This window comes from Acinetobacter sp. CIP 64.2, from assembly GCF_000369645.1.
Taxonomy (GTDB): Bacteria; Pseudomonadota; Gammaproteobacteria; order Pseudomonadales; family Moraxellaceae; genus Acinetobacter.
On sequence record NZ_KB850122.1, the window covers coordinates 790,819 to 804,706 of the forward strand.

The following is a 13,888-nucleotide window of genomic DNA, read 5'->3' on the forward strand; positions in this document are numbered from 1 at the left end:
TCAGCCAGCACACCAGCAAAAGCAGTACCAGCGGCAATTCCACCTACATTTTGATTTACGGGTATTTTGGATTTGGCTTTTTCTAAAGAATGGATCGGGCCTTCTACCAGTTTTAGGTTTAATTGTAGGCCAGTCATCATTCACTAACTTTTTTCTTATCAAAATAATCTTCTGGATAAGGATCTTGACCTTTTAAATTTTTTCTATAATCCATAACACTGATGTTGATTCCATCATTAATTAAATAATCATTGTAAAAATCCTGCTCTTTAGGATCATCAAAGCCTAGTTTTTCAAATATTTGCTCTGATAATGTTCCAAAATTTTCATATGATTTTCTATAACCAAAATAATTTACAAAAGCCATCAATGGAATACAGATAAAAATACTTATAAGTATCCACATTATTAAATATAGAAAAGAGTCCCAAGAATAATTAAAATCAAAAATGTAAAAAAGTAAAAAAGTAAAAAAGTAAAAAAGTAAAAAAGTAAAAAAGTAAAAAAGTAAAAGCATTATTGACATCCCACCCCAACAAATTAAAGTGAAATAATAGGTTTGCATAATAATCGCTTTATAGCCCTTCTTTACTGAACGACCCATTTCATAGATCATATAAAGCAAACCAGATTTAGGATCAATAATGGCATAGACCTGATAACGTCCATCTACAGGCTTGTCATTAATTACAGCTATCAGTTGGTCATTTTCGTTAAAACGAGCCGTCGTAAATTGCCCCAGTAAAGAATGTCCATCTATTTCCCCAGTAAACGTGATGCCATCTTTAGCTTTACCTGCCATCACCAAAATAGGAGCACTGGTAAGTAATGAACTACTTTCAGCCAGTACACCAGCAAAAGCGGTGCCAGTTGCGATTCCTCCCACATTTTGATTTACGGGTATTTTGGACTTGGCTTTTTCTAAAGAATGGATCGGGCCTTCTACCAGTTTTAGATTTAATTGTAGACCAGTCATCACTCACTAACTTTTTTCTTATCAAAATAATCTTCTGGATAAGGGTCTTGACCTTTTAACTTATTACGATATTTCATTACACTAATCTGCACACCTTCATCCGTTAAGAATTCATTATAAAAATCCTGTTCTTCTGGACATTCAAAACCTAGTTTTTCAAATACTTGCTCCGATAATGCTCCGAAACTTTCATATGACTTCCTATAACCAAAATAGTTTACAAAGCTAGATAATAATACTGATGAAACAAAAATTATAAGAATAGAATAAATTAAATCTACGAAAGAATCCCAAGAATATGAGAAATCAAATATATAGAATAATACAACTAAAAAAGAAACCCCTAGCCATGCCAGTAAAGTAAAGTAAAGTAAAAAATTTGTCTCACAATGGCGTTATTGATAACGTCCATCTACAGGCTTGTCATTAATTACAGCGATCAGTTCATCATTCTCGTTAAAACGTGCCGTCGTAAATTGCCCTAGTAAAGAATGTCCTTCTATTTCCCCCGTAAACGTGATGCCATCTTTAGCTTTACCTGCCAACACTAGGATAGGAGCACTGGTAAGTAACGAACTACTTTCAGCCAGCACACCAGCAAAAGCAGTTCCAGCGGCAATTCCACCCACATTTTGATTTACGGGTATTTTGGACTTGGCTTTTTCTAAAGAATGGACTGAACCTTCCACCAGTTTTAGGTTTAACTTTAAATGTTTCATTTAGACACTCACCACCGCACTATTAAACTCTTTCTCTTCTTCTTTAATATATTTAAAAGGACTTTCAGCACTGGTTTTTAACCGAAAGGCGCACTTCTGACACCAGTCTTGCATCGCATTGTCCAAGACATAATTTTTTAAATAAATCTCCAATACAACAAGTACAATACCGGCTAAGCTTAACATCGCACCTGCCTGTATAGCTCGTACCCCTAAAAATGCTCTTCCTAAAGCATAACGTTCAATATTAGAGTAATAAGCTGTATTCCTCATTAAAGGTAAGTTTAATAATGCATTAATACCTACAGCAAAAGTTAAAAATGAAGTTATACCCTTGACACTATTTAGAGCCATAGCATATGGATTGCCCTCTTTTCTTGACTTTACAAAACCTTTCACATCAATAATTAATGAAACTGTTGCACCTGCAATCGCAAAATATGCACCACACTTAGCAATATAAGCGGCACGCTCTGCAAATGAAAACTTCTCCATCGAACTGCTACCCACTTCCAAAATAGCAGCAGTTGTCGCCATCATACCCGACATATACGACAGTGCATTATCTACCGATGGATCATTATTAAATTTAGAAACCTGTGTTCCAAAATTAATCAGCTCAAATATTGCAACCACACCAGATACACGCAAACCTGCACTTGGTGAACTATTCGCAATAATCCGATCGATTTGTTTTGCTGCTTTACTTGGGTTGGTCGCGGCTGAAGAATACTTTTTCCAGTTGTTCTGTACCATTTCAGGTGTCAGTTTAATCCGACCCGTTAAAGTCTGAACTGGAATAAGATAGTACAGCGAGTTCTTTGCAACATGCTCAACCAATGCCCCACTATGAGCAAAGGTATAAAACGTTAAGCGTCCAAGTTTTTTTGCAAATTCTGAGCCTGGCGTATATTTCATACTCCATTTCACTGCACTTTGAGTCAGTTCAGACATCCAGTAGAACGTTTTTAATAAGCTAAACTTTTGCCCATGTAACATATAACCGTTATTGGTTTTATCTGCTGCCCATTCTTGCCAAGCCTTATCCGCAGCAACAAATGCAGCAATTACAGTTTTGGTCGCATTTTGTCCGTCATCCCAAGATATATCGATAATGCTAGGTGCAGCTGTATTGTATTTATTTTTCAAACTTTCTTGGTTATAACAAATTGCGCGCATATAAATATTTTCTTTCGCAATTTTTTCTACTCCTAACCAAGTTTCAAGTAATGCTTGCCCACTTGGTACTCCACTCATTCCATTGATCATATCCATGGCATGAACATAGAAAATATTTCCATAAGGAACTTGCACTTTGTCATCATATGCGTGCAGCGCATTGATCACAGCTTTAGACAACAACCATTTAATATGATCATCTGCAACGGCTCTTGCTCCTTTCAACCCTTTCTCGATTAACTCATTTACAGTCGTATCAAATTTTGATTTTGCATCCACATCTAGATTTATTTTATATTTCTCATTCCAGATTTTCTGACCTTGATCTTTACTTAAGGTTCCCATGTCTTGATTAAAGATACCTTTAGTTGGGTCCTGCTTCTTTTGAGCTTCACGCAATAATCTTTCTTGTTCTTCTTTTGACTTTCTCTTATATATTTTTTCTAGTTCATAATTAATATCATCAGAATCTGTTAAGTTTTTTGGGAGCTCATCCCATAAGCTCATTAACACCACGCTTTTATTGACTTGGTTTGTTAATTGAACTTTTTCATTCAGCAATCTATTCTCTAAACAAACCTTTATACTATCAATGCATTGAGAGCTATGTAATTTATGTTCATTAGAGAACAAACCGTCTTTCTTTGCCAGATACTCCATCACATTTTTAAATTCAGAATTACGCAATGAATTTAACTTTCTCGTAATACCAACTGGATCATACAATGCCATGCAAGCAAGTGAGTTTGGTTCATTTTTAAATTTATTCAGCGTTGCATTAATACGGTTTTCACCAAAACTCTTTATATTATAAACCGTAGTTTTAAACTGGCCAGCTGCAATACAATGCTCTTGTGTACTTCCAGCACTGATTAAAACTTTCTGCCATTTCCCTTCTGTTACGAACTTCTCTGCATTTTTTTCATATTCACTCAGCTTTGCCTTACTCATAGGCACATGCGTATGAATGATATACGCAATTTTGGCTTCATCTTTAGGATTGCTTTCTACCGCAATGACAGAAGAATTAAAGTTGTGTCCAGCACCTTTACAAGCAAATTCAGGCACGCTTTTTGGGGCTTCTTTACCTACAGGGAAATACGATAAATGTCCTTTCGGGGTAACTAAATAACCTGCCCACTCCAAAGCTCCAGATGCCCGTTTTACTAAACGGTATATATATCCAGTATCAATCATTTCAACGGCATATTTAAAATGGTTTAACTGGATCTCTTTTACATTTTTTCCTAAAGTTGCAGGCAAAGCAGGTGCATTGCCACTGACCACCGTATAACGTAAAGGTAAAATATTAAAACCCATTTTACGACAAAAGTTAGAACATTCCTTTTGTGCTTGCCCTGCACTATTGTTCTGTACATTTGCAGCAGTAGACTGCTTAGCAGACTTGGCAATTTCACTTTGTTCTATTTTTTTATTTACGTCTTTAGCAACTGTAGGTATACGCATATCACCAACAGGCTGAGTTTGTCCGAGCTTAGGAATTTGAGCTTGCTTTTGTTTTTGCTGTTGAATTATCTCATTGAATTTTGAGTTGGTCGCATTGGGTGCTTTAAGATTTGCTTGCTGATTTGTTGTCATATCACACCTTATACATTTAAATCTTTTTGAATAACTAAATAAGCATCAGATTTCAGATAGTCCATCGCCTCTGAAAATGAGAGCTCGCCCTGCACACAATGTTCATAAAGAATATCCGTGACCAAAGGATGAGTCATAAAATCCTTATGAATAATTTGCCCATACAAACCATAAGTGACGAGATCTAAATTATTTTCTAGTCCATAAACTTTGTATGCCTGTAGTAACGTTTTATGAATCTCTACGGGGCGTAATTTTGAAACATCGACGTCTTTAAAATCATTCAGCTGTTGGAATACACTATTTGCTATTTCAACCAGATCTAATGCGACCGATTGAGATTGATCCAGAGAACGGAGAGCTAATGTTTTGATTTGAGCGCGTTCTTCCTGAGATTCGATGCTATAGAAGCCAGTAGGATGTAAAAAATGCCATACTGCAAAGCTATCCAATAAACTCAATAAATTTTTTTCTTCTAAAATATCATTTAAGTAGATCAATACTCGTGGATCATACCAACGGAATAAAATTTTCCGTCCCTGATCAAACACAACCAACTTATTTCTTATCTGATCTCTTAACTCCTCAAGAGATTCTGTTTTTGATGCACCAAAGCCATGTACAAAGTAACAGTCATTGGTCATATCTTTATTGCGCAATAAGTTTAGCAACACATCATCTTTTACTTGCTCAAATACCTTTTGATCATCAATACGTATCAAAAAAAGATTAGATGTTTCCATATCCTTTTTGATTGCTAAGGGAATATAAGCAATGTTCTTTTTCGCTAAGGCATTGACCACATCATCAAAAATTGAAGGATTTAAGGTGCTATCCAATAAAAAGATAAGATGTCCATATTGAGCTAAAAGTTTTAAACACTGCTGTTCTAACTGAGCACGATGATTCTGTTCAGGATCATTTTGAACAGCTATAAAAACCGATAAACTCATGATAAGTCTACCTTTGCAGAACCATTTTGAGCTGCCTGTGTCTGCTTCGCAGAACAATCTGGTAAATCAATTGCAGGTACATTTACGGACGCCCCACCCATAAACAAATGCTGCCCTGCTTTCACCTCAAACTTGCCACCTGTGGTTGGGAAAATCCCCGAACCATTCAGCTTGAGTTCAGATGTATCCCCTTTAAAAATGATCTCTTTTGGACTGATAATCTCAATCCGATCTTCGGTCGAAATAATCTGAATCCCTTGCTTGGCAAGAAAGTCCATCCCTTCGGCCTGAGCCAGCATCTCAAACTTGCCTTTGGCCGCAACTTGTTTGATACCACCTTGTGCAGCAAAAAGACTGGCTTTACCACTGACATGTGCTACTAAATTTTTTTGTGTGCTTAGATTAATACTGTCACCGGCAAACTGATTGATCTGGCCATCGGCAGAGAGATGAATATCTTCATTGCTGCTCAGACCTATACCTGCAGGTGAACTAAGCAACAACATCGCTTGATTAAACTTGGCTATATCAGACTCAATTTCTTCAGCAAAAGCTTTAAACTGATCCAGTGATTCTATTTCATCGGTTTGCTGATTCTTGGCAACTTCGCTCAGTACCTTGGCATTGCTCTGGTTGCCTTCAAGCTGTTGCTTGGCAGGTTGGGCATCAAGATGTTCACCTTTGGCTTGATCCTGTTTATGCGTGGAAAGCAGTAAACCCTCGCCTGCACGGACTGCACCCCATTGGTCGGTACGTAGCTCAAAACCTTCACCACGGTCTTCGCTTTCGGCCTTGTCTTTAGGGTGGCTGAGTTTACCCAGATTCAGTTGACTGGCCGCATGACTGCTTTGCAACTGGGCGCTGATCTGACCTGTGGTGTCATCAAAGCGCAGTTGGTTAAAGCCTTCACCTTGATACTCTTTCGATTTGATCCCCGCCAGTTTCTTGGTGTCTGGCAGCTTGCCTGCGTTGTCAAACTTGGTTGGACTGCGATGCCCCTCATGAATTCTTCCCACCACAAACGGACGGTCGATATTGCCATCAAAGAAGTCAATCACCACGATTTCTCCAATACGCGGTAAGAAACGTGCCCCATAGCCTTCACCTGCCCAAGGCGTGAGTACATCAACCCAAGCTGAATCGGTATCGTTGTCATTGGCACCCGCACCACCATCATGGCTGTGGTCTTCATTGCGGGTAAACAGGAAGCGGACTTTGATTCGCCCCCATTCATCCACATGGATTTCTTCACCACTTGGCCCAACCACTTTGGCACGCTGCGGTGAAGCGACTGGACGGTGTTGTAATGGATTAAATTCGGGTACGGTTTTAATGCTGCGGCGTTGTAGCGTCAATTGATTGGCTTGGCGTTCTTCATTGTTACTTTGTTGGGTTGGCTGCCAGTTGCTTTGCGCTAATAATTGGTTGATTTGCTGATTGAGGTCTTTAGGTAAGTTGTTTTGGTTATAGAAGTTTTTGCCTGTAATCAGAAATTCTTTGTCGCTGCCATCGTGTTGATCAATTTCAGGGTGTTCGGTCAATTCAAACCAGTACCCCACATGCGTATCTCGAACGGTGCTATCGGCAGTAAATTGTTTGGATTGCAGGTCGTAGTATTGGCCTAAGTTCCGATTCAGTTTTTCAATTTGGGCATTGCCTGATGGAGTTGCACCATCTTCACCATTCAGGTCTTGCATCCACGCAGGTGAGAAATGCCATGCCTGTTCCAGACCTAAACTGGCATTGTCGTATTGCTCACTGTGTTTATGCGTGCTTTGTACACTGCCGGCACCATCTTCTTGTTCTAAAGCATCGGCTTGCCAACGCTGTACATGGACGCTGCTCGGTTGTAAGCTGCGTTGTCCCACCAGACTGGTCATGCTGTCGTATTGTTCAGTGGCACTGCTGCGGTGGTAACGAATCTGTCGACGATCGAGCGCTTGGTATTGGCTATTGTCATCAATCAGGCGTAGTTTTTGTGGTTGAATGGCTGCACTACTGAGTGCAACAGTTCGCTCGGCTTCATCAATTAACCAGCAAATCGATTCGCTCCGTAGCAAACGAGTCAGGAAGTCGTAGTCGCTTTCCAAAGACTGCATAATAAAGGGGCGGATATCGTAATCTTGACTGAGTCCGCTTAAATCCAGCGTTAAGCTTGATGCAAATAAGGGACTCTTTTGCTGCCACTCCTTGAAGACAATTTGCACGACGTCAGGCACGCTCTTGTTCATAAACACGCGACTGTTACGGCGTTGTTTCCACAGTGCAGTTGGGTCTTCTAAAGTCAGTTTATATACCGTGAGACTACCATCCGATTGCCCTTGCAGGGCTTGGGTGATAATGCCTGTGACACGAGTCAGCTGACCTTGATCAGTGACAGTATCAATTGCGGCTTGGCTACCAATAAATTGTTTCAGCGGAATAGTAGCATTGGTCGACAGACAAATTAATTCTGCTTTAAAGCCTGCATTCAGTTGATGCTGGCCATCAATCCGTTGCAGGAACACTTGAGTATTTAAATTTTGATTGGAAAACTGAATATGGATCGCACGTCTCTGTGCAGTAAGGCCTAGACGCTCTAACGCTTGAAATATATTAGCCAACATTTTTTATAAAATAAATAAATCAAATTTTAGGTATGGTATACAAAACAGACTGATTTGTCTATTTTGTATATTTATTGTTAAATCTCTTTAATGATGCCGTTTTAAAATGGATTCACTCATTAATTGATATATATTCCGTAGATCAGATCGATTCGATTCTGTTAATAACTGGCCATGCATACTTAATATATTTTGATCCCCTCGCATGGCTGGTCCTGTCTGCATATGCTTGGGATCATTGGCTGTGGCTTTGTTTGCGGTCTCCAGAATCAAGGGATATAACAGGCTAAAATCCACCTGCTCGGCATCCACTACTTGCTTGGCCATGTCATAACAATAATTACTAAAATTGCAAGCAAACACCGCTGCCAAATGCAAAGTGAGTCGTTGTTTCGAGCTATATTGATAGACAAATTGGCTTAAACTGTTTGCTAAATCGGTTAATAAGGTTAAATCTTGCTGCTGCACTGCCTCAACAAATAACGGGGTATCCGACCAATTCACCGCTCTTTCCAGACTAAAAGTCTGTAAGGGATAAAAAACGCCTGATCGCACATGCGTTTGTGAAAGTATTGATAAAGCCGTACTGCCCGAAGTATGCACAATCAGATTATCAGGCAAATATGCTGCAATAGAATCCATCACACTGGAAATGGCCTGATCACTCACAGCAATCATCACCAAATCTGTTTGTGAGTTCAGCTGTCTGACATCGTTAATTGCTTGAGCATTGACTTGATTAGCAAGCACTTGCGCGCGCTGTAAATCCCGACTAAAGATTTGAACGATCTGATGCTGTAACTGCAATACTCTGGCTAAATGGGTTGCCACACGCCCTGCACCAATCAATGTAATTCGCATAATTTCTATTTACCTTCGTGATGACTCAAGCATGCCAATAAAAAAAGGACGAATCAATTCGTCCTTTTGCTTGTTGTTCAATTAATTGACATTATTGAGATAAACAATGCGCTCAATGGTACGCTGCGTAAAGCATTTGGTATATTGCATGGCTTGGTCTTGTTGACGCATTGCCTCATTCCAGTAACCTGACTGCTTCTGATACGTTTCACGGTCTTTCTCAGGAATATCATAGACACTTTTCTGTGACAGCACCTTACAATCCACATCACGCTTTTCAAACCAGTCTGATTGATCTTGCTGCAATTGTGTCTTCTGTTCAGGCGTGAACTTATCCCAAGTCTGATTTAAACGCTCAACCTGTTTTGATTTTTCCGCATCCAGTTCTTTCTTACGGATATCCATCGCTTTTTGCGCCAAGTCCATTTGCGCCGAAGATTGCGCATTATATTCTTGTTGAGCCTTTTCACTATCTTGTTCTATCAGGCGATTTTCTTTTAGGTAGGCAACATACTGTACAGCCTTGGTTGCCATAAACACCACACCATCAATCACGGCATTTTGATCTGGAATATCGACAACTAAGCCATCTTTATCAGTTTTGGTTAGATTATAAGTAAAATCACCACGTAACTGATCATCCTCCAGAGTCAATGGATATTCACTGTCAGAGAAGTAATCACCTAAAGTATAAGTCGTTGTACGTGTTTCGCCCTCGCCATCGCCTTGATACTTTTGCGATTCAAGATAGGCATTTTCTGCACGCTTTTGCAGACCTTTCGGGAACGAAATAATTAATTGGCTATCACAGCTCAACAGTGTTTTTGAAGCAGATTGGGTTTCTGTCGCATCTAAAGTCCGAACATTTTTAATTTCGAATTTTAGCCCCTTATTGATTTTATCTAGAACATCATAATCGGCCTGATATTCACTTGCACGCAAACTACGTTCAATTTGCTTTAAATAGGCTTTCTTTAATGCGGCCTGAATATTATTCAGATTATCCTGATTGGTACAGCTCCACTCAGCAACGGCAGCGGCATCAGTATTTTCCGCTTTATCTTTGGGTTTGAACTTATCACAACCAGCTAATAAAACTGCTGCTGTTAATGTTGTGAATATAAAAAACTTATTCATATTAAGACCCTGTAATCTTGTTTTTTTCGGGCGTATTCTACTCAATTTAAATCTAGACTTTCGAGTCTTTTCTTTAATTTTATTTAAATCACTGCATATTCAAATTACAACACCAAATAAATAGCTAAAATAAAAGGAGTTATTGCAATAATAACTCCTTTTATTTTTTAAAGGATATCAGTTATGGGGTGATTGAAAACTCAATACGGCGATTTTTAAAACGTCCTTCCTCTGTCGCATTATCTGCAACAGGATTATCGGCACCATGTCCCACGGCTGTTAGTTGAGTTGCAGCAACGCCTTGGCTAACTAAATAGTCCACCACAGCTTGTGCACGTTTTTGCGATAACGTTTTATTGCTATCCGCGTTTCCGGTAGAGTCGGTATAACCTGCAACTGTCAATTTAGCATCCTTGATATTTTTCATTAAGGCAGCGGCTTTGTCTAAAATCACTTTATTTTCATCCGGAATCTTATTTGACCCTGTCGAGAAATTAATAATTTGCAGATTAAGAGCCTTAATCACAGCATTAATATCAACCTGATTTGCATCAATACTTGCCAATGCATCATGAGCGGCATTCAAGCTATTGCTGACAGAATCATCTGCATTGACAGGCGCATCAACCACGACCTCTGTATTTGGCACCAAAGCTTTGATCTTGCCCAGTAACTCATTCAGTTTGTTCGTATCGCCACCTTTTAAAGTAATTTTATCCCCTACCCAATCCAAAGAAACATTTGGAACACCTTTCAGTAGGCCAAGCACACCAGCAAGTCCAGCCTGATCTGTAAATGTCGCCGCATGTGAGGTTGCCGTATCGACAATACAATCCTGACTGCCCGAAAAAATCTCTTTTACTTTAGCCTGAATATTGCTCAGGAAGCCTTGATCACCGACCCCCACCTGACACTGCGCAACTTTAGCATTTGCATCCGTACTTAAACTCAAGCTTGCTGGAGCAACCTCTGCCGCAGTCACCTGTGAAGCAGCTTTATCTTGGTTATTTACAGGTACCGCCATTTGTTGGTGCTGACAAGATTTCCATAACCATGCAACCAATAGCGCTAAAATAATCAGCGCCACAATCGGCAGCCAAGCGCGTGATTTGGTTGCTGTTTCAGTTGTATTATTGGCAAAATTTGAAACGGGGACAGATGCATTGGAGACCAGTCCTAATGGCGCAAGTAAACCCAATGCCCATGCAGGTAAAAGTGAACGAATGGAGTCGGCATGCTGTTTTAAATAATTGACGATACTCTGAGAGTCATTGCCAGCCTCATTGGTCAAAGCAACAAGACTTTTCGGAATCGCTTGGTTTAATGTTTGTTCTGCTTCTGTAGTAGACAGTTGACCGTCCGTTAGATTCGATAAAAGCGCATTTTTGACTTGATCATTATGACCAAACAAATCGAATAAAGATGGTGAAATCGATTCCTTTAGTTTCTGAATCAGCTCTGGCTTTGCAGTCAAGACTGAAAGAAAAATCGGATAAAATTTGGATAACAGGTTACTTTTTTCATTAGCCAGACTATCTTGGCGACTTACAAGTACAGATGTTACTTGTTGCTTTAACAATTCCATTGGGTTTATTGACATTGTTATTCACTCCAATCAGTTAAATTTATAATATTCAGATCACTTAAGAAATAATGCGAAGTACAAGCAAGCTGATGTTTTTTCATTCTAATCATTTGTTTAGTTTTTAGTCATTTTTAAATAATTTAAATACAATACTTACATCACACTTTACAAAACCGATCACAGACAAAGCGTTAGTGGCTGGCTCAGATTTATATTGAATTACTAGTGAGCCTGTCGACTTAGCGCTTAGATCAGTTATATGTCACTTCGTTATATGGTACAGAAACAGCAAAGAAAAACTGGCAAAAATCAAAGTAAGGAAAGGAAATAACCGATAAGATTTCTTTTCAGCAGGCAGCTCCACTGGTTCATGCATTGTTTCTAATAAAGGTTCTTTTCGCTCCACTTCATCCAATAACGCAAGCACCTCATCAGACCAATGAGGTAATAAGGCAAAGATTGATTCTTTATGCTCTCGAAGATAATGCAGAATACTGATTGCCTCATTTCCCACTTCGTTTGAGAGTACTGCCAAACTTTTAGGAATGGCTCGATTTAATGTGATCTCCACTTCTGTCACTGCAACTTTGCCTGCTGCCAACCTTATCAGTAATGCATTTTTTACTCGCTCGTTCCCTTCCAGCAAATCAAAAACAGAAGGCGTCAGTTTCTCTTTGAGCTGATCAATTAATTCGGGCTTATCTAGAAAATAGATAAAAAAATTGGGTAAAATCTTGATAAAATATCATTTTTCTCATTAACCAAACAGGTTTGATCATTCACAATCATAGACGATACTTTTTGTTTAAGTAGCTCCATTGGATTCATAGACATATTATTAAGCTCCAATTATTTAAGTTTTAAATAATGTAATTCTCATTTTTATAATTTTATGTAAGGTATATCGCAATTTATTTTTTTACTTTAATCTATTTTTTTAATCTTTATCAGTTTTGTAAAATTTAAATACAATATCTACTTCACATTTAACAAAGCGGAATAAGACCTTGTCGCCTTATCCCGCTGTTTTAGTGCATTTTAGGCAAATGTATGAACAACTTTACCAGTCAACTGCTGTCCAAGTAGTGGTGTGTTTTTGCCTTGAGAAACGATTGTTTCTTTAGAAACAGTCCACTTTCGTTCAGGATCAACCAGAACCCAACCTGCTTCTTGTTGCCAGCGCTCAGTCATATTTGCAACTTGAGCCGGCGTTGAAGTCACTTTTTCGACCCACTCTAGTGGCGCAAAAACACCTTCCTCAATCAACTGTATCCCCAAAGCGACATAGGTATCAAAAGCGCTAATACCTGGCTGTGTTTCAGCAAATGGTGCCATTTTTGCAGAGCTGCTTAACGGCTCATGGTGCGTACAGATCGCATCAATTACCCCCTCTTTAACACCCTGACGTAACAAGTCCTTGTCTTGCTCAGAACGTAATGGTGGACGCACATGCGCAAGTGAATTAAAACCATCGGTCAGATGTTCAGTTAAGTGTAACTGATGCATGGCAACATCTGCCGTTACAGGTAAACCTTTGGCTTTTGCTGCACGAATCAATTCAACTGAAGCGCCACAAGACAAGAGTCCAAAGTGTGCTTTCACCCCTGTTGCTTCTATCATGATCAAGTATTTTGCAATCGCGACCGTTTCAGCAATCGCAGGTATCATCGGTAAACCTTGACGAGACGCAATAAAACCTTCATGGGCACAACCATCTTTGGCAATCTGTGGTTCTTCAGCATAGAACACCACCGTCAAGCCCAAGCCTGCCGCATATTCAAGGGTACGAATCACCACATCATCATTTTCAAATGCAGCATTGGCATTTGAAACCGCAGTACAACCACCTTTCTTCAATCCCGCCATATTGGCAGGTTGTTTACCATTCAAACCTTGGGTTTGTGCACCAATGATATGTAGGTAAATACCACCATCCAAATATGCTTTTTCAATCAAACCATGAATCAGAGCACCATTATCCTGCACAATTGGCTTCGAATCTGGTGGGGTGATGACATGCAAAATACCATTGGCACGCGCTGCTTTACCTTCAGATTTTAAAGTTCCATGTTGTTGTTGCCCAGGCTCACGTAAACGCGCACACAGATCAACCATGGTTGGCATTAACCATTTGCCTTGGCCGTCAATACTTTCATCGAACTGGCTTACTGTATCAGTCAGCTTACCATTTTCGATATAAACCGTTTTAACTTGATCTATGTTTTGAATTGGATCGAGCACACGGACATTTTCAATTTTTACAATACTCATGT

General features: G+C 39.3%; 8 protein-coding genes and 2 pseudogenes. All 10 read right to left on the reverse strand.

The features are described 5' to 3' along the window. Positions 1–136: 136 nt before the first annotated feature. The 10 genes and pseudogenes from F895_RS07360 to F895_RS07325 all read right to left on the reverse strand — a co-directional run bounded on the left by F895_RS07360 (position 137) and on the right by F895_RS07325 (position 13,886). The gene (locus tag F895_RS07360) at positions 137–976 is read right to left on the reverse strand and encodes a putative type VI secretion system effector (RefSeq protein WP_005242030.1); all 840 of its coding nucleotides are present in this window, start codon (positions 974–976) and stop codon (positions 137–139) included. Next, positions 976–1,695: pseudogene (locus tag F895_RS0118985) on the reverse strand (ABC transporter ATP-binding protein). The gene F895_RS07360 and the pseudogene F895_RS0118985 overlap by 1 nt, the downstream one beginning before the upstream one ends. Continuing rightward, the gene (locus tag F895_RS07355) at positions 1,696–4,473 is read right to left on the reverse strand and encodes a T6SS effector BTH_I2691 family protein (RefSeq protein ID WP_005242032.1); all 2,778 of its coding nucleotides are present in this window, start codon (positions 4,471–4,473) and stop codon (positions 1,696–1,698) included. 8 nt (positions 4,474–4,481) lie between these two features. After that, positions 4,482–5,426 (reverse strand): DUF4123 domain-containing protein, encoded by a 945-nt coding sequence (locus F895_RS07350; protein ID WP_005242033.1) that lies wholly within the window; start codon positions 5,424–5,426, stop codon positions 4,482–4,484. Further along, positions 5,423–8,032, reverse strand: a complete 2,610-nt coding sequence (locus tag F895_RS07345; protein ID WP_005242034.1) for a type VI secretion system Vgr family protein — start codon at positions 8,030–8,032, stop codon at positions 5,423–5,425. The genes F895_RS07350 and F895_RS07345 overlap by 4 nt, the downstream gene beginning before the upstream one ends. An 87-nt stretch (positions 8,033–8,119) precedes the next feature. Further along, complete coding sequence (locus F895_RS07340; RefSeq protein WP_005242035.1) at positions 8,120–8,893, reverse strand: Rossmann-like and DUF2520 domain-containing protein; 774 nt, start codon at positions 8,891–8,893, stop codon at positions 8,120–8,122. Positions 8,894–8,974: 81 nt separating this feature from the next. Next, positions 8,975–10,030 carry a hypothetical protein gene (locus F895_RS07335; protein WP_005242036.1) on the reverse strand — a complete coding sequence of 352 codons (1,056 nt, stop codon included), beginning with the start codon at positions 10,028–10,030 and terminating at the stop codon, positions 8,975–8,977. 181 nt (positions 10,031–10,211) lie between these two features. Next, positions 10,212–11,630 (reverse strand): OmpA family protein, encoded by a 1,419-nt coding sequence (locus F895_RS07330; protein WP_005242037.1) that lies wholly within the window; start codon positions 11,628–11,630, stop codon positions 10,212–10,214. 247 nt (positions 11,631–11,877) lie between these two features. After that, positions 11,878–12,449: pseudogene (locus tag F895_RS19920) on the reverse strand (hypothetical protein). A gap of 204 nt (positions 12,450–12,653) precedes the next feature. Next, positions 12,654–13,886: a dihydroorotase gene (locus F895_RS07325; protein ID WP_005242040.1), complete on the reverse strand. Its 1,233-nt coding sequence runs from the start codon at positions 13,884–13,886 to the stop codon at positions 12,654–12,656. Positions 13,887–13,888 lie beyond the last annotated feature (2 nt).

Coding starts and splice junctions, on each gene's coding strand:
- F895_RS07360 (WP_005242030.1), bottom strand. CDS start 976: ATGACTGGTCTACAATTAAATCTAAAACTGGTAGAAGGCCCGATCCAT.
- F895_RS07355 (WP_005242032.1), bottom strand. CDS start 4,473: ATGACAACAAATCAGCAAGCAAATCTTAAAGCACCCAATGCGACCAAC.
- F895_RS07350 (WP_005242033.1), bottom strand. CDS start 5,426: ATGAGTTTATCGGTTTTTATAGCTGTTCAAAATGATCCTGAACAGAAT.
- F895_RS07345 (WP_005242034.1), bottom strand. CDS start 8,032: ATGTTGGCTAATATATTTCAAGCGTTAGAGCGTCTAGGCCTTACTGCA.
- F895_RS07340 (WP_005242035.1), bottom strand. CDS start 8,893: ATGCGAATTACATTGATTGGTGCAGGGCGTGTGGCAACCCATTTAGCC.
- F895_RS07335 (WP_005242036.1), bottom strand. CDS start 10,030: ATGAATAAGTTTTTTATATTCACAACATTAACAGCAGCAGTTTTATTA.
- F895_RS07330 (WP_005242037.1), bottom strand. CDS start 11,630: ATGTCAATAAACCCAATGGAATTGTTAAAGCAACAAGTAACATCTGTA.
- F895_RS07325 (WP_005242040.1), bottom strand. CDS start 13,886: ATGAGTATTGTAAAAATTGAAAATGTCCGTGTGCTCGATCCAATTCAA.